This window comes from Marisediminitalea lipolytica, from assembly GCF_001758465.1.
Lineage (GTDB): Bacteria > Pseudomonadota > Gammaproteobacteria > Enterobacterales > Alteromonadaceae > Alteromonas > Alteromonas lipolytica.
This window is the reverse complement of sequence record NZ_MJIC01000014.1, coordinates 230,921-247,167: the sequence shown is the minus strand read 5'-3', so window position 1 is coordinate 247,167 and position 16,247 is coordinate 230,921. Positions and strand designations below refer to the sequence as shown.

Annotated in this window: 12 protein-coding genes and 1 other RNA gene; 4 read left to right on the top strand and 9 right to left on the bottom strand. The window is 48.3% G+C overall.

The genetic code is table 11. The annotated features are described in order from the left end of the window. Positions 1 to 9: 9 nt before the first annotated feature. Positions 10 to 702: an aspartate/glutamate racemase family protein gene (locus tag BFC17_RS12170; RefSeq protein WP_070176752.1), complete on the bottom strand. Its 693-nt coding sequence runs from the start codon at positions 700 to 702 to the stop codon at positions 10 to 12. Between the two features lie 50 nt (positions 703 to 752). Next, a complete protein-coding gene (locus BFC17_RS12165) occupies positions 753 to 1,277 on the bottom strand; it encodes a 3'-5' exonuclease (protein ID WP_070176751.1) in 525 nt (174 codons plus the stop codon). Positions 1,278 to 1,611: 334 nt separating this feature from the next. Between BFC17_RS12165 and BFC17_RS12160 the strand changes: the two genes are divergently transcribed. Further along, positions 1,612 to 2,343 (top strand): queuosine precursor transporter, encoded by a 732-nt coding sequence (locus tag BFC17_RS12160; RefSeq protein ID WP_070176750.1) that lies wholly within the window; start codon positions 1,612 to 1,614, stop codon positions 2,341 to 2,343. Between the two features lie 9 nt (positions 2,344 to 2,352). Here the strand turns inward: BFC17_RS12160 and BFC17_RS12155 are convergent, their stop codons facing one another. The 3 genes from BFC17_RS12155 to BFC17_RS12145 form a co-directional block, all read right to left on the bottom strand. Next, on the bottom strand, positions 2,353 to 3,990 hold the full coding sequence (locus BFC17_RS12155) for a methyl-accepting chemotaxis protein (protein WP_083271704.1): 1,638 nt from the start codon (positions 3,988 to 3,990) through the stop codon (positions 2,353 to 2,355). Between the two features lie 401 nt (positions 3,991 to 4,391). Then, positions 4,392 to 6,737: a TonB-dependent receptor gene (locus tag BFC17_RS12150; protein ID WP_070176748.1), complete on the bottom strand. Its 2,346-nt coding sequence runs from the start codon at positions 6,735 to 6,737 to the stop codon at positions 4,392 to 4,394. A 203-nt stretch (positions 6,738 to 6,940) separates the two neighbouring features. Beyond that, positions 6,941 to 8,239: an aminotransferase class V-fold PLP-dependent enzyme gene (locus BFC17_RS12145; protein WP_070176747.1), complete on the bottom strand. Its 1,299-nt coding sequence runs from the start codon at positions 8,237 to 8,239 to the stop codon at positions 6,941 to 6,943. Between the two features lie 220 nt (positions 8,240 to 8,459). Between BFC17_RS12145 and BFC17_RS12140 the strand changes: the two genes are divergently transcribed. Continuing rightward, positions 8,460 to 9,581, top strand: a complete 1,122-nt coding sequence (locus BFC17_RS12140; RefSeq protein ID WP_229680944.1) for an HD-GYP domain-containing protein — start codon at positions 8,460 to 8,462, stop codon at positions 9,579 to 9,581. Between the two features lie 99 nt (positions 9,582 to 9,680). Continuing rightward, a complete protein-coding gene (locus BFC17_RS12135; RefSeq protein WP_268235991.1) occupies positions 9,681 to 10,424 on the top strand; it encodes a sulfite exporter TauE/SafE family protein in 744 nt (247 codons plus the stop codon). Positions 10,425 to 10,502: 78 nt separating this feature from the next. Here the strand turns inward: BFC17_RS12135 and BFC17_RS12130 are convergent, their stop codons facing one another. After that, positions 10,503 to 11,465 (bottom strand): Kelch repeat-containing protein, encoded by a 963-nt coding sequence (locus tag BFC17_RS12130; protein WP_070176744.1) that lies wholly within the window; start codon positions 11,463 to 11,465, stop codon positions 10,503 to 10,505. A gap of 306 nt (positions 11,466 to 11,771) precedes the next feature. Here BFC17_RS12130 and BFC17_RS12125 point away from each other — a divergent pair, with 306 nt between their 5' ends. Then, the gene (locus BFC17_RS12125; protein WP_070176743.1) at positions 11,772 to 12,677 is read left to right on the top strand and encodes a hypothetical protein; all 906 of its coding nucleotides are present in this window, start codon (positions 11,772 to 11,774) and stop codon (positions 12,675 to 12,677) included. Between the two features lie 8 nt (positions 12,678 to 12,685). Here BFC17_RS12125 and BFC17_RS12120 read toward each other — a convergent pair whose 3' ends face one another. From BFC17_RS12120 to BFC17_RS22810, 3 genes are all read right to left on the bottom strand, one after another. Continuing rightward, positions 12,686 to 14,827, bottom strand: a complete 2,142-nt coding sequence (locus BFC17_RS12120) for a hypothetical protein (protein WP_070176742.1) — start codon at positions 14,825 to 14,827, stop codon at positions 12,686 to 12,688. 248 nt (positions 14,828 to 15,075) lie between these two features. Next, an RNA gene (rnpB, locus tag BFC17_RS12115) (RNase P RNA component class A) lies at positions 15,076 to 15,434 on the bottom strand. Positions 15,435 to 15,474: 40 nt separating this feature from the next. Continuing rightward, positions 15,475 to 16,179: a pirin family protein gene (locus tag BFC17_RS22810; protein WP_083271703.1), complete on the bottom strand. Its 705-nt coding sequence runs from the start codon at positions 16,177 to 16,179 to the stop codon at positions 15,475 to 15,477. Between the last annotated feature and the right edge of the window lie 68 nt (positions 16,180 to 16,247).

Genomic DNA, 16,247 nt, shown 5'->3' with positions numbered 1-16,247 from the left:
TCTGGCTGACTATTCTGCCAGCATAAACGCTGCCACGCTTTGTGCATGTAAAGCGGTCGTGTCCAGCACCGGTAACGGACTCTGGTCAGCGTTTACCAACAAACCAATTTCGGTGCAGCCCAATACTACCGCTTCAGCACCTTGCTGCCTGAGGTTGTCAATAATGGCCAGGTAACGTTGTAACGAATCGTCGGTTATGATGCCACGGCATAATTCTTCGTAGATAACCCGGTGAACCTCCTGCCGTTCTGCCGGTGAAGGCACCAGTACTTCCAACCCGCCCTGAGCCAGATGGTCTTTTAAGAAAGGCTGCTCCATTGTAAATTGTGTACCTAACAAGCCAACGCGTAAAAAACCTTCTTTCTTACAGGCGTTTAGCACGGCATCACCTATATGTAACAAGGGAATTCGCACCACTTTTGCTATTTGCGGTGCCACTTTATGCATTGTATTGGTGCATATTGCCAAAGCGCTGGCTCCGGCGGCCTCCAGCCCTTTAGCGATGTCGGCAAGGTAGTTTCCCAGCTGCTCCCAGTCGTCCGCATGCTGCAAACGGGCAATCTCAGCAAAATCAACGCTGTGTAAAATCAGTGGCGCACTGTGTAAACCACCTTTATGCTGCAGCACCAGACGATTAATTTGCTGATAATACAATACGCTGGACTCCCAGCTCATGCCGCCAATTAAGCCTACCGTTTTCATGGAATTCCTTTTACTTCTACATAGCTTTAAGCACAGTTTAACAGATGTAATTAACCGTTGATCACTGCCTGTATGGGCACCGCCGGATTATTACTGGCGTGGGTACGAATATAGGTTTGCTGAATTATTTCGGCGTCGGTGCTGGCGCGATGGCGATGGCCGTTAAACTGGGATAGCACGTTGTTTTTGGTACTGTTCCATAATTCCATCTGGGCTTCGCTTAATACGTATTCCAGCGCCCTTACGCTAAACGCCATAGTAACACCGGCGCGGGCAAAGAGTCGGATAAGCCAGGGATGATCCACCACCCAGCCGTCGGAATAGGCAGTGTCGTTGGCCAGAAATTCATTGAGGGCAAGGCAGACTTCGTGGCCATCCACGCCCCGTTGGCGCAGATGCTCGCGGGTAATGCCATGGAGTTTTTGTGCATTGTCATCCCAGTGTGTCCAATCCGGATAAGGACGTATCAATCGACAAAAGCGCGCACCATCACGGCGGCTAACGCCCACCTCAATGGGGTAGCTATACGAGCCAAAACCGCTGGCTTCTACATCGATGATTGTGGGTATTTGCATGCCGGAGTATCCTGTTTGTTCTTTAAAGCTAGTTTGTAATTTGTCAGATGCAAATGAAAACCACGCATTATTCACTTTGTTAAGCCAGACGTCGTGCTAACTGTCTGGTAACTTGTTTGTCGTTTTACTCAGCGTAAGACTTAATTTAGCTATTCAATTTATGCGCCAACTTTAGCTGCATTTTGTAGAAACAGGTTAGTGAGTGTGGCGTTAAAATATGACAAGCATATTGAAAATCCGCATCTTTTTAATCAATTGGCCAAATCCTAAGCAGTAGCGCCCAGCGTAAAGCTATGCCAAACTAGCCTTTTACTTTGACCGGCGTACGGCTCTGATGACTTCACATTTAAACAAAGTAACGGATACTTCTACCCGCCATTTTCGGTATTTTGATTTTATGCTCGCCGCCACCTGCGTTTTGATTGTGTGCTCCAATATCATCGGCGCTGGTAAAGTGGCCGAACTGGCCGGTTTTACCTTTGGTGCCGGCGTAATATTTTTTCCGTTGTCCTATGTTCTGGGCGATGTACTGACCGAAGTTTACGGCTATCAGCGCGCCCGGCGGGCAATTTGGGCCGGCTTTTTTGCCGCGGCTTTTGCTGCTTTTATGGCCTGGTTTATCACCGAGATGCCACCAGCGCCCGGCTGGAATGCGCCACTGGCCGAAGGCGTTTCGCGCCAGGATAGTTTTGCCATGAACTTTGGGCAGGCACCACGCATTGTACTGGCCTCGGTGCTGGCTATCTGGCTGGGTGAATTTGCCAACGCCTTTGTGATGGCCAAAATGAAAGTGCTGAGTCAGGGGAAAGCCTTATATCAGCGCACTATTGGCTCGACCATTGTGGGTCAGGCGGTAGACTCTGCGGTATTTTACCCAGTAGCGTTTTGGGGGATTTGGAGCGGTGAACTGATTTTAACCGTAATGGCCACTAACTATGCCCTGAAAGTGCTGTGGGAGGTGCTGTTAACCCCTGTGACCTACAAGGTAGTGAGTACGCTGAAAAAAGCAGAAGGCGTGGATGTGTATGACGAACACACCGATTTCACGCCTTTTTCTATTAAGTAACTGGCCAGGCTACAGCTTAAACTGACTGACCTGGCGTTGTAAGTCGCTGGCCAGCTGACTTAGCTGTTCACTGTTAGCGGCCACCATTTGTGAAGCGCCGCCCGATTGCTCACTGATCACAGTGATATCACCCAGATGCTCTTGGATATCCTTGACCACCATACTTTGTTCTTCGGTAGCCTGGGCACCATCAAGGGCACGTTCGCGAACGTTTTCGACATGGCCCAGGATCTGCTCTAAGTTGTCATTGGCGTGACTGGTGAGCTCCATACTGTCGATGGCGTTTTGTTCGCTTTGCTCCATGCTGCTGACAGACTGAGCAACACTCCCCCGCAAACGTTCGATTACGCCACGAACTTCTTCGGTAGAAGAACGGGTGCGCATAGCCAGCTGCCGCACTTCATCGGCCACCACCGCAAAACCTCGTCCAGAATCACCGGCCCGGGCGGCTTCGATGGCTGCGTTTAGCGCCAGCAGGTTAGTTTGTTCAGAAATACTTTCTATCTCTACCAGTACGTTAGCGATTTCTACCGTGTCGGCTTCCAAAGAGCGCAGTTGTATTGCAGTGTTGGCCACCACTTCAGACATGGTTTTTATACTGATTTCTGACTCAGCAACTTCGGCATAGCTGGCTTTTACCCCAGTTTCAACCAGCTCACTGAGCTGCGCAGTTTGGTTAGCCTGTTCGTTTATCGAATCGATAGTAGCTCCAAGGCTCTCGACTGCATGATACAGCTGCTGTGTGCTGCGCATTTCGGCCTGAACACCTTCGTTGGTTTGTTCCGCTGCCGTAGCGAGTTGTTCAGCACTGGACTGAACCTGGGTAGCAGAGGCCACCAACTGTGTCATCAGAGACTGAAATACGTTAAGGGTTCGGTCGATATTGCGCGACATTTCGCCAAGCTCATCCTGGGCGTGAGAATTAAGCCGGACCGACAAATCGGCATCGGCCACGCGCTGCATAGTTTGGTTAACCTGCCGTAGTGGATTTACAATAGATCCACAGATACGCAGGCCCACCAGCAGCATAACAGCGCCGATAATCACAACAACAGCGCTACTGATGATTAAATTCCGCTGCAGTTGAGCAGTAATATCATCAATAAACACGCCAGTACCCAGCGCCCAGCCCCAGGGTTTGAATACGGCGACATAGCTGATTTTAGGTTCAGGTTTAGCTGCGCCTTCTTTTTTCCACTTATAGCCAAAAAAGTCAGCTTGTTTTGCCCCATTACCAATAAGTCCGGCCATCTGGGCAAAAACAGGTTCACCAGTATCGGTAACCACTTTACTGTAATTTTTACCCCGCACATCGGCGCGATCGCCATGGCCTAACATCACTACGTCACTATCAAGTACAAAGAAATATTCGCCCTGTTGGTAACGTTGCTGATTAAGCTGCTCAAGCGCCATACTTTTAGCCTGTTCGGCGGTTAGCTCGCCTTTGGCGACCAGTAAATGGTAAGCATTTAACTGACTGACCGCAGACTGTACCAAACTTTGCACTTCCCGCTTACGCGCATTAACGGCATCGGTATAGGTGGTGTAAATATTAACGGCCTCAAGCACCAGCAAAGCTAATATTACGCCCGCAATACTCGCATACAGCCGACCACTGATGGTTCTGAACAATCCTCTTGAATACATTGGAAAGACACTTATCGAAGCTAAATTAAATACTATTAAACGACAATAGCATTAATGAAACCAGCGGAAATTTACTCATTAAAATCAATATATAGAGCAAAATAAATAACAAAGACAACAAAATAAACAAAAACCACAAAAACTGGTAAATATTTTGTTAAAAAGCAATACTTTAGGAGTATAAAAGAACAGAAATTAAACTAAAAAGATGCGACACAACAATACTGGTAAGACCAGGCCGAACTGTAAAATAAAGCCCAACATATTTAGCAGGTTAAGTTTAAATAAATGCTTAATTAACCAAGAATAAAAAACGCCGCTCTCTTTTGAGGCGGCGCTTTAAATTTTAATTTTTACAGTTTTAACAGATATCCATCCACTAAGGCCTGTTTATACCACTATTAGAAAGTAGCCTTAAGGTTTAAAGCAGCAGTACGCGGCGCACCAATCCAGGCACCGCCGTTAACCACTGTACCTAAATAGCTGGTGTCAAACAGGTTGTTGATGGTTAAGCGAACATCAATGTTGCTAATACCTTTTACCGGAGAGTCCACCATGGCGCCCAGATAGAAATCTGACACGGTATAAGAATCAACATTAAAAGAACCGGCTGAACGCTCGCCCACGTATTTGGTAGACAGACCCATGTTGTAAATCTCTGCGGTGTAATCCAGGCTCACAACAAACATGTCTTCGGCTGAACCTACTACACGCTGACCATCAGCAAAACCCGTTGAAGCAGCAGGATCCTTATACTCGGAGTTGTTGTGAGTGTAAGAGAAGTACAGACCCAGTTTATCGGTCATGGAATAATCCAATGCCACCTCAACACCGTCTGAAGTCACACCACCCACGTTGATGTAAGTGCCGTCCAGTTCTCCCAGATAGTCAACACCGCCCACATCTTCTGCGCTTTGATAAGTAATACGGTTATCAAAGTCGATGTTGTAGTAAGTCACGCTGGCGTTAATATCCAGGCCAGTGTAACGAATACCCACATCAATGTTATCCGCCGTTTCTGGCTCAACGGATGAAATATCCACTGAGGCGCTTTCCAGCACGCCATCTTTAATTGCTGCGTAGTTTTCGGCATAGCCGGCAAACACTTCAATTTCGTCTGTTAGCGGGGCAACCACACCAGCAGAGAACAATACATCTGAGTCTGACGAAACGGACAGGTTGTTAGACGGTACAAAGATATCTTTCTTGTCGATATCAACGTTGAATTTCTTAGCACCCACACGCAAAGTGGCAACGCCTAAATCGATTTCGTCTTCCACATAATACATCAGCGTTTCTACCGGGAATTTGCTGCTGTACTGCACCCAGTATGGCGTTTCGTCAAACTGGAAACCAACGCGGGAATCGATGATTTTTTGCCAGCTACGGTTTTCTTTACGCTCGTAGTCTTCATACCACAGACCGGCACGCAGGGTGTTTTCCATGTCACCGATTTGCGCGGTCCATACCGCGTCGATGTTGATACCGGTGCGGTCTTTTTTGTAGTTAGTATGGCGGTAAGAACCTACCGGAATGGCATTGGCTGCATAACAGGCTGGATCGTATACCGCTGCGCCACCACCGTAAGGGAAGGTCAGTGAGCTTTCACAGCCTTCAATTGGGGCTAATGAATGGCCGCTGGCATCAACAAAGAAAATTTGCCCCAGGGCAGAACCGCCCTGGTAAGTGTTACCGTGGATAAGCTCTGAATGGCCATTCTCGCCGTCGTTATTTACATCAACGATGTAAGGCGGAACCCAGTCGCCACGACCTTCGTTTTTGTGCATATAGGCGTTAGCTTTAACGTCTACCGGACCAAAGGTCATGTTAGCTTCTAAATAAGCAAACAGGTTTTCACGCAGCGTAGACCAACCACGACGATATGACTGGTCGATGTAAGGAATGCCGGTCCAGTTAGCGGTTAACTGATCCCACTTGGGGCTTTGCTCAAACTGGGCCAGGTTAGTACGCTGATAGTTGTCTTCGTGAGTATCGTCGTAAGAAATATAGCCAGTGATATCCATGTTACCTAAATAGGAAACAAATTTAGCCGCCATGTGGTCGCGCTCTGCTTCGCCGGTTTTGGTCATCCAGTCGGTATTTTCCTGTGATGACATGCTGATCCAGGCGTAGGTATCGGCGGCAATTTCACCGGTTTCATAGCGCATAAAGATTTTTTGCGCACCGTAATCACCAAAGGTAGAGCTAACGGTTAGTTGCTCGTCTTCACCCGGATTGATAGTGGTAAAATTAATAGTCCCACCCAGAGCTTCGTGTGAACGCGATGCAATATCCGCAGTTCCCTGTGACACTTCTACCGCGCGGAGGTTTTCGGTATCGATAAAACGGTTAGCTTTAGCACCACCACCGTAGTTTGAGTTACCGTTGGCAATGCCGTCTACGGTCATACCGATTTGTTGTTGGTCGAGGTCCACAGAGAAACCACGAATAGAGATACTGGTAGACCAGTCGTCTGAACCAAAGGTATCACCTTCGTTAATCAGCACACCTGGCAGGTTGTCGATAGTGGCCAGTACGCTGGTCATGCTGGTTTGTTGCAGCAGCATTGACTCTTCGGTGGCGTTGTTGGCGTAAGATACGCTGCGGCCAACTACCATTACTTCTTCGATTTCGGTTGGTTCAGCCGGCACGGCTGGCGCTTCTTCGGCGAATACCGGCGCACCGCTTATGGCCGCCAGTACAGATAACGCCAGCAGCGAGCGCTGTTTAAGCTTGATTGGGTTCATGGTTGTGTTTCCTCTAGGTTTTATAAGGGTTATTGGCGCGCAAGCTTAGACACGCTCAATGACACTTCCATGAACTTTCCCTGACAGTTGCATGAATAAAAATACTTTTAAAATTCATACATTTGTAACAATTTAAAGAAAATGAAAAAGGTAAAATAAGAGGTTATCTCAGGCCCCGGAAGGGCCTGAGCGAGGGCTTAAATTTACGCCAGTTTACCCAGTGCATCCACCAGCTTATCGATTTCCTGCAAGGTGGTGAAAATTTGCGGTGTTACCCTAATACAACTGCCACTGGCCAGATCGTGACGGCCTACGGTAAACACGCCAAATTCGCTTTCTAATCGTTGCTGCAATTGATTAACTTGCTCGCGTCTGGTCTGCCCGGCCAGACGAAAAGCGCCCATTCCACTGGCACTGGCGTCGTCAGTAGCGCCCAGCACTTCAATATGCGCCATGGTGCGGGCCGGTGTAACCCAGCGTTCGCGCAGGTATTTCAGGCGCGCCATTTTGGCCGCCGGGCCAACCTGCTCGTGAAAACGAATAGCATCCGGCACGGTAAGAAAAGCGGCAAAGTTAGAGGTAGCCATATGAACGCGTTTATGCACCAGGGTATTGTCCGGATCAGACTCGCCCGGGTACGGCGCCACTTTATCCAGCGTGCCCTTGCGCATATACAAGGCCCCAACTCCCACCGGCGAACCGATCCATTTATGTAAATTAAACACCGCCCAGTCGACGTTAAGCGCTGGCAGGGTAAAGTCGATTAATCCCCAGGACTGGGCACAGTCACATATCACATCCACACCATGCTGTTTGGCGTAGGCGGCTATTTCTGCCACAGGCAAAATAAGCCCATGCTGATTGGATGCATGGGTAAGTAGCATGAGTTTAAGATTAGGCGTGGTGCGGATTTTCGCCTTATACAGGTCGATTAGCTGTTGTTTGGATGCTTGCGCGGGCAAGGCGATTTCGATACCCGTTGCTCCGCGCTGCTCTGCCAGCGCAGACATGGTGCGCTGAAACGCCGGATAATCAATATCTGCCCACAGCAGGCTGTCGCCGGGTTTAATACCTTTATACTGAAACAACAGATTGTGCATTGCCTCAGTAGCATTACGAGTGAGAGCGATTTCGTCTGCGGATACCGCCAACGAATTTGCTACAGCCTTCACCGCCGCTTTTGCATCGGCGTACCAGTCTTTACGCGCATAATAGGACAACTGCTGGTTGACCATTTTAGTCAGGTCAATATAAGACTGCTCGACGGGTAAAGACATCTTGCCCCAGTAGCCATGTTCAAGGTTAACTGTGCCAGTGGCTTTTTTATAAAATGTACTGACTGACTCCCAGTAAGCCTCATTATTTGCCAGCGCCGTAGCAGGCAAATCAGGTTGCGATAAGGCCGGCCAGTTATTAGCAAGCGCGCGGCCGCTAGCCAAAGCGCCTGACAATAACAATGACTGCTGTAAGAGCTTACGCCGGGAAAGAGTGTGAGCTGACATGTGCGGTACTCCAGAAAATTTTTATATTTGTATTCTGTATACGATTACACCATCCACATTTTAAAACAATAGCTTAACGGCTGGTTACGTTAAAACACCGGATTTTGTAGATATGTTACAACATAACAATATACTAAAGGCGGTAAAACACTATTGAGATAGCCGGGTTTGTGGTCTAACTTATACAATAGTAGTGTTTTTGCTAATCGAAGGAACGGTGGTGACCACAGTTCACCCTTTACAGACGGTCAATTCTCAATCACTTACGGGGAAACTACAGCGTTTCCACGATGAACTATTGTGTGATTACCCCGATATCTGCCGCCTTGCCTGTGCTATATACGACACTAATTCAGATATTCTAAAAACCTTTATAAACAGCACGCGCGAAGGCCATGCCATTGCCGGTTATGAAGTAAAGCTGCATAACACGCCGTCGTTACTGGAACTGGCCAATCAGCAACAAAGCCGGGTTATTGATGATATCAGCCGGCAAATTCATGCGGGGACGCCCCATTCAGACTGGTTACTCGAGCAGGGTTACCTGAGCTCATTCACAATTCCCATTGTGCGCCAGAGTAAGTTTTTGGGTTTTATTTTTATCGACAGCACGACTAAAGCCTCTTTTACTGAGGGGGTTCAGCGGGATTTAATTATGCGATGCAACGGCATTTGCGATGCCATTGCTAACGAACTTTCATCGGCGCACCTGCTGGTGGCCACTGCCTCAGCGATCCGCAGTATTGCGCATTTACGCGACTTTGAAACCGGCATGCATCTAACCCGAATGGCAGAACTTAGCAAACTCATTGCCCACAACCTGCCGGCTGAAAAAGCCCTTAATGACGAAATTATTGAGCATATCTACCTGTTTTCGCCACTGCATGACATTGGCAAAATCGGCATACCAGACTCAATATTACTTAAACAGGGCAAGCTGACCACAGAAGAACGCAAAATCATTCAGACCCACGTGCAAAAAGGCGTGGATATTATTGATGCCATTCTGGCCGAATTTAATCTTATTGAGCAAAGCGATGCCCGCATTATGCGCAATATTATTGCGTTTCATCACGAGTATCTGGATGGCTCGGGCTATCCCTTTAAACTTAAGGGCGAACAGATCCCCATTGAGGCTCGTGTTGTAACGGTTGCTGATATTTTTGATGCGCTGACTCACGAACGCCCGTACAAAAAGCCCTGGACCACCGCAGAATCCCTGGCGGAACTTGATGATATGGTGCGGCAAGGAAAACTGGACAAGGACTGTGTTTGGGCTCTGAACAAGGTGATTGATCAGGCTGAAAGGATTGTCTCCACCTACCGCGACGTCACTCAGTAGCTTCAATTCGCCTCTATCTTCTTTTTACTAAAATGTGGTTCAATAGCACTACTGCATCCCGCCATCTCCGGCATTTTCATTTTTAAGGTTGTACAGCTTGTGGCAATAGAAGCGCTTTCCGCATTTGATATCGCGTTAGTTTTAACAATTGGTTTTATGGTGGGGCTGGCCAAAGCCGGTATTCATGGCCTGACACTGTTATCCGTGCCGTTACTGGCATTATTGTTTGGCGGCAAACACTCTTCTGGCGTGATGTTACCCATGCTAATAATGGCTGATATATTTGCTGTGCATCACTACCACCGCCACGCCAACTGGCAGTTTCTTATCAAACTGTTCCCTTCGGCGTTTGTGGGCGTGTTAATCGGTACCTGGCTGGGTGAGCACATTAACGACGCGCTGTTCATGCAAATTATGGCAGTGATTATTTTTGCCAGCGTAGGCCTGATGTTATGGCTGGAACGCAACAAAGCCGCCGTGCCGGATTACACCTGGTTTGCCATACTGGCAGGCGTATTGGGCGGTTTCACCACCATGGTTGGCAATCTTGCAGGTTCAGTGATGGCAGTATATTTACTGAGTATGCGTTTGCCGAAGAACGAGTTTATCGGCACCGCTGCGTGGTTCTTTCTGGTAATTAACCTGTTTAAAGTACCTTTTCATGTGTTTATCTGGGAAACCATCAGTTGGCCGAGCTTTACTCTTAACCTGCTTGCGCTACCGGTGATTGTTGCCGGTGTATATATTGGCATCTGGCTGGTAAAACGAATTAACGAAAAATACTACCGCTGGCTGGTAATAGGCATGACTCTGCTGGCTGCTGCGGCGTTATTGCCAGGTTAAGCAGAAAAAGGAACAGCACTCTGAGTGGATCAAAGCGCTGTTCTCAGACATGATGCGCCAATTGCAGACGCTCTGTAACTATAGTTTTGCCGATGTGCCGGTAATACGGCGCAAACAAATAACTAAAAAAGCACAAAGGGTTATGGCTAATGTTCCCGGCGCGCTTATTTCAACACTTGGCTGTTGCGCAGTAGCCGTGTTAGCAAAAGCAATGGTGGTGTGGTTCCCGGTTGGCGCATTAGCCAGTCGAGTCCAGGTTGAACCATCAAAGCTGTAGAAATCCGGATTGACAATATCTACCGCGTACAGCGAACCGCTATTGTAATCTGCCGTAGTCCCCATCCAGCGTAATCCCGCCCCTGGCGTAATCAACGACGGGCCAGCCCCGGGATTAGTCAGGTCCCAGGCCTCCAATTGCGAACCACTGGTTTGTGTATAGAAAATATTGTCAAGAATAGTACCAGCGCGACGCCAGTCCCCTCCCTGACCCGCAGCAGGAAATACCGTTTTACTAAAAGTATTGGTATCAATCAGTATAGGATTTCGGCCAGTAAATTCGCTGACAGCAAAAAGATCGTTAACCGGATCATAACCACCGTTAGCGGCAGTACCAAAGCCCAGATTCACCGAAGACCATGCGCCTCCATCACTGTAGAAAAGCCCTGACGTATTGTTACCACTTAACAGAAAGCGACCACTATTAGTAATTTCCAGATTAAAAAAGTTATACGAGTTTGAACTGTAAGTTCCACCAAGAACAGGCGCACTGAGTATTTGTGACCAGGTATCGGTGAGAGGATCGTATTTATCAATACCAGTACGATTACCATTATAGGCATATACGCCGCCAAGACTATCTACCGCAAAATTGGATCCGGTTTTATAATCGTTCAGCCTGCTCCATTGATCAGTAGCAACATCATACTTCCAAAGCTGATTATGGGAACTACTCAAACTGGTGTGGTAAATAACACTGGAAAGTGCACTGGCGGATGTAACTAAACTTAATGCGAGACACATTATGCGGATTATTTTGTTCATAACTTCTACCTATGACAACAACAACTTCAATAATCCACAGCAATCTCCGCACCAAAAATGTAACCACCTGAATTACCAAAATAAGATTTTATTGAATTTACTGAGAGCGCAAAAATTGTAAATTTTATTGACACAAAATTAACAAAAATAAACCACAGAGCGTCTCAGGATGCAGCGGCAAGCCGCTTCGAAGGGCTGATCAATAATTGTACAGTGGTTGTTACTAGACTAGGATGAGTGAATAAAAACAAAAATATTGCCTGAAAAAGCAATCACAGCACACAGCCTTATTGGCAGGAGTACGCCATGTTGAAGTTTCACACCAGTTTAGTTTTATTTACCGTTTTAGCCGGACTGCTTTATTCCACTATTGCAGAATCAGCCCTGATAAGAGGCGGAGGCAGAGGCTCAAAAACCTCAACCGCTCCGCAAAGTTACTACCTTATAGAGGATGCCAACACCGTTGTTGGGCCCGATGGTATTACACTGTCGGCGAATAACTATCAGTCGGTGTTAGGTAGTTCCCCCAGACACTATTTTACCGATGGTAACCAGCATCTGATACCGGTCCCTGATCAGGATTGTTACGAAGAAATGGACTGGTCAACCTACGAGTCTATCCCGCCAGAATATTTGCCCGACTGGAACGGCTGCAGTTATGAGTTCTACACTGATGAAAGTTTGTTTACCTTCGGCAGCTTTTTTGCCTACCTTCCCGGGGCCGCAAGCTACGACATCCTGTGGACTCTGACTAACCAGAACGGTGATGCCTGGGAATTTACCGGTTCGGACACATTTATCGACCATGAAGGCGGTAATCACCTCATTTATTATAATGACTTTAACAACCCGATTTATTCAAACGCAGGAATGGTTTTTCTGGACGCGGTTATCCCCGTGGATATGCCAATGGGCGACTACACCATTGACCTTTCAGTAACCATGCAGTCTGGCAGTGATAAAACTTTTTTCTATTATCAGGATGAACATAGTCCGTTAAGCGTGGACTGTACCACTGTTGTAGAACCGGATGATTTTTGCTTTGTCAGTAGTGGGCTTTACGCTTCTGACTCACTGACTTTTAATGTGCAAGGGGGCTTTACCGAAACCCTGACAATAAAGGCCAGAGTTCAGGATGTGGCAGCCCCTGCAACATTTAGCCTGTGGGCGTGTCTGGCTTTTCTGGTAGTCAGGCGTCGCCGGTTATCCTGAAGGGCGTTTTACAGATAGGCAGCAAGGTCGATTTTATCGGCCTTGTGTTTTTCTGTTGCCAGTTTCTGGTTGTGCTGCTCAAGTAGCTTGCGGGCTTCACTGCTGCTGGTAAACAGCGTGTTGACCAGCGGATCAAATTCGGTCCACCACTGTAACCACCCCGCAGCCAGCGCTTGATTAAAATGGTTAATAAATCCCTGTTCATCGTTTTTTAACGCACTGAGCCGTGCTGCCAGGTATAATAAATAGCTGTCTTTAAATACCTTGTTCTCGATACGTAATAGTGCCTCACATTGCTTAAACTCAGGACTGTCAGCTGACTTAACAATGGCTAACTGCTGAGCCGCCCAGGCTATTTCCACAGCGGGGGAACAAAACGGCATTTGATACCAGTCGCTCTGATCAATTACCGACTTTAACTCGACAAAGCGCTCTGCGCTTTGTTGAGTCTTGCCCATCCAGCCAAGATAAATCGCCTGCTCCATTTTTGCCCAGTGATCGTCAGGGTCACTGGCAACCTGAAAAGCCAGCAATTCTTCCAGTGCTTCGCTGTTACGCTCACGTGCCAGAATAAACGCCTGATAGGTCACATCATCCTCGGCAACGAGTTGTCTGGCTTTGGCGGTTAAGCCCAGCTCAATTAAGATATTGGCAGCACTGTTACGGTAGTTAAGGTTATCTTTTGATAAGGCATAGGCTTTGAGCCAGTTTTCCAGGCTTTGCGCGTGCTCACCGGCCAGGTAACTGGCATCAGCCATATTAACGTAAGCTTGCGGGTAATCCGGAAAATCGCTAATCAGCAGCGTAAGGTAGGTTTTGGCTTTGTCGTGCTGGCCCCGGCGGGAATACTCAAATCCCAGATTTGCCAGATTAGCTCTGGAAACCGGGTCGAACTCGTAGGCTTGCTGCAGATCCTCAAGAGCCTGCTCGTGGTGATTCAGCGCCTCATGGACAAAATGCCGCCACATAAAAGCCACTGACAAGTTCTTATTTAATGACAGTGCTTTGTTCAAATCGGTTAAAGCCGTATCGTACTGCTCCGTCATGTATTCGACATAGCCTTTCACCGCGAATGCCTCCGCGTTGTCTGGCTGGCGAACAATGGCTTTATCCAGATTCTGCCGGGCAAGTTGCGCCGCAATATGAGTATCAAGAATACCAAAACGGCTTTCGCCCTCGGCGAGCAGGGCAATTGTGTCGGCCAGTGCCACGTACGCCTGAGCATATTCCGGATCCAGTGCAATGGACTGCTCGAAGAGCTTTCTGGCAGATTTCATCGACTCGGCGGTTTGCAGTCGGTACTGGGCTTTGCCTTTTAAGTACATAACGTACGCATCGGTATTTGAAGTGGACGACAACGCCTGAAATGACCCGGCCTCGATGTATTTATCCTGTAATAAATTCACTACCGCCCGACTAATCTCGCTCTCCAGTTTAAATACGTCTGAGAATTCGCGTAAAAAGTTTTCGGTCCATAAAGTGTGGCCATTCTGGGTATTTACCAGTTCCACTCGAATTTTAATTCGATTTCCCTGCGCTCTGACACTGCCGGTTAACACCGTTTGTACCTTGAGTCGCCGACCAATATCCACTGGCGGCAGGCCTTTTTCAGCCAGGATTTGACTGGATTTTGATGCGGCAACCCTGAATCCCTCGGTTCTGCCAAGGATACTGGTAAGCTCTTCAGCCAGGCCAGCAGCCAGATAGTCCTGATCACGCTCCGGACTCTGATCGGTAAAGGGAAGTACAGCGATGGAATCCGCCTGCATAACCTGCTTCTGGCCCTCCTGCCCGGCTTTATACTCCTGGCTAATATTGGTAAAAAAATGCAATCCGATAAAAACGCATAAAACAGCTATACCCGCGAGTCCAAGCCAACTGCCAGGCCCCAGGGGCTTCAGGGATTCACCATCGACTTCGGCGGTACGGTGAATCCCCTCAAGGCTGATGTCAAAGTGCCACGACAAGTAGGCCACAATGGGTAAACCGCAGGTTAAGGTTAAAATTACCGTTGGGCCGACCAGAGGATGCATATCGATTAAACCGGAGAACACCTCGACAACCTGTAGAATAACCCAGGCTATGCCGAGGTATGCCAACATAGATTTAATGACCTTACGGCGCTTAAGTTCGGTTAAAAACACATTCATTGATACAAACTTCCAGGTCGCATGCGGCAGAATTTAATGCAGTCTGTTTATAACTTAACCGCATTCCGACGATTTATCCAGACGGCCGCAGGTTTGCATCGACAACGATAGACGGACTAAACCTGGCTAAGCACGAGGATATGTATTGCAGTAAAGAGAATGACCTTCCAGCAGATGAGCCGTTTTATGGGTAATGATGAGTTAGGAGTTAGCAACACGCTTAACGCGTTGCCAGAAATAGTAGGAAAAGTCGGAGTTGGCCGGTAAGCCGGGTTCTGTGTCTCTTGCGAGCGGCAATCATTCCTCTAGGCCAGCAATCGCTCACTGGCTCAAGCAACCTACCCGCCTCCCGTGCGGGCCGCACGTATAGGAGGCCTATTTGGTCTTGCTCCGGGTGGAGTTTACCGTGCCACAAACTGTTACCAGCTGCGCGGTGCGCTCTTACCGCACCCTTTCACCCTTACCGGCGCCGAAGCGCTTAGGCGGTTTACTCTCTGCTGCACTGGTCGTCGGCTCACGCCGCCCAGACGTTATCTGGCACCCTGCCCTCTGGAGCCCGGACTTTCCTCCCCTTTCTTACGAAAGCGGCGATTGCCTGGCCAACTCCGGCGCGCATTGTAGCTAAGTTCGCTGCTGCGCGCTATGGCTTATTTTGCTGGCATATCGAAATACAGGATATGCAGGTCTTTGCTGCTCGCTACCTGCGCTGCCTCGCCAGCACCAAAGGCCACACCATCACCAGCGCTGACAGTCTCACCGTTAACGGTGGCACTGCCACTAACGACCTGCAACCAACCGATCCGCCCGGCCTGATTGGCATAGTCCCAGGTTGTGTCGTCGGCCAGCTGACCAGCCAGCACATTAACGTCCTGATACACAGGCAACGATTCACCCTCGCCCTGCTCGGAGAAAATCAGCGTTGGTGCCTGAGCTGGCGTAAGTAACGCGGAAAAGTGTTTTTGCACGTAACCGGGAGCAACGTTCATCTTATTAGGCACGACCCAGATTTGTAAAAACTGAACGGTGTTTTGCTTACTGTGGTTAAACTCACTATGGCGAATACCGGTACCCGCGGTCATTTTTTGTACGTCACCGGGGCGGATAACCGACTCATTACCCTCGCTGTCTTTGTGCGCCAGTTCGCCATTTAACACATAAGAAATAATTTCCATGTTGGCGTGCCCATGCTCACTAAAACCACCGGCCGGTTGCACTACGTCCTGATTGATAACACGCAACGGGCCATGACCCATGAAGCGTTCGTCGTAATAATGTCCAAACGAAAATGAATGCTGTGACTGTAGCCAGCCTAAATCTACCTGGCCGCGTTCGGCCGCTTTACGAATATACATAATTGGTTCCTTTGTTCTGTTGAATTGATCTTATCAATCACGTGAAAAAGGACAATAAGCACAATTTC

Coding starts and splice junctions, on each gene's coding strand:
- BFC17_RS12130 (WP_070176744.1), bottom strand. CDS start 11,465: ATGAACAAAATAATCCGCATAATGTGTCTCGCATTAAGTTTAGTTACA.
- BFC17_RS12155 (WP_083271704.1), bottom strand. CDS start 3,990: ATGTATTCAAGAGGATTGTTCAGAACCATCAGTGGTCGGCTGTATGCG.
- BFC17_RS12125 (WP_070176743.1), top strand. CDS start 11,772: ATGTTGAAGTTTCACACCAGTTTAGTTTTATTTACCGTTTTAGCCGGA.
- BFC17_RS22810 (WP_083271703.1), bottom strand. CDS start 16,179: ATGTATATTCGTAAAGCGGCCGAACGCGGCCAGGTAGATTTAGGCTGG.
- BFC17_RS12120 (WP_070176742.1), bottom strand. CDS start 14,827: ATGAATGTGTTTTTAACCGAACTTAAGCGCCGTAAGGTCATTAAATCT.
- BFC17_RS12165 (WP_070176751.1), bottom strand. CDS start 1,277: ATGCAAATACCCACAATCATCGATGTAGAAGCCAGCGGTTTTGGCTCG.
- BFC17_RS12160 (WP_070176750.1), top strand. CDS start 1,612: ATGACTTCACATTTAAACAAAGTAACGGATACTTCTACCCGCCATTTT.
- BFC17_RS12145 (WP_070176747.1), bottom strand. CDS start 8,239: ATGTCAGCTCACACTCTTTCCCGGCGTAAGCTCTTACAGCAGTCATTG.
- BFC17_RS12170 (WP_070176752.1), bottom strand. CDS start 702: ATGAAAACGGTAGGCTTAATTGGCGGCATGAGCTGGGAGTCCAGCGTA.
- BFC17_RS12150 (WP_070176748.1), bottom strand. CDS start 6,737: ATGAACCCAATCAAGCTTAAACAGCGCTCGCTGCTGGCGTTATCTGTA.